This is a genomic window from Chengkuizengella sp. SCS-71B, from assembly GCF_040100845.1.
Lineage (GTDB): Bacteria > Bacillota > Bacilli > Paenibacillales > KCTC-33759 > Chengkuizengella.
In genome coordinates this window covers 1-518 of sequence record NZ_JAZHSH010000007.1, presented here as the reverse complement: position 1 = coordinate 518, position 518 = coordinate 1, and the positions used below count along the sequence as shown (strand labels likewise).

Annotated in this window: 1 rRNA gene; it reads left to right on the top strand. The window is 55.4% G+C overall.

Going from position 1 to position 518, the window contains the following annotated elements:
- Positions 1-508 (top strand): 16S ribosomal RNA (locus VQL36_RS21075); the annotation flags it as partial.
- Between the last annotated feature and the right edge of the window lie 10 nt (positions 509-518).

The window sequence follows — 518 nt, the reverse complement described above, 5'->3', positions numbered from 1 at the left end:
AGGAGACAGGTGGTGCATGGTTGTCGTCAGCTCGTGTCGTGAGATGTTGGGTTAAGTCCCGCAACGAGCGCAACCCTTAATCTTAGTTGCCAGCAAGTGAAGTTGGGCACTCTAAGGTGACTGCCGGTGACAAACCGGAGGAAGGTGGGGATGACGTCAAATCATCATGCCCCTTATGACCTGGGCTACACACGTACTACAATGGTCGGTACAAAGGGCAGCGAAGCCGCGAGGTGGAGCCAATCCCAACAAAGCCGATCTCAGTTCGGATTGCAGGCTGCAACTCGCCTGCATGAAGTCGGAATTGCTAGTAATCGCGGATCAGCATGCCGCGGTGAATACGTTCCCGGGTCTTGTACACACCGCCCGTCACACCACGAGAGTTTACAACACCCGAAGTCGGTGAGGTAACCCCTTGGGGAGCCAGCCGCCGAAGGTGGGGTAGATGATTGGGGTGAAGTCGTAACAAGGTAGCCGTATCGGAAGGTGCGGCTGGATCACCTCCTTTCTATGGAGAA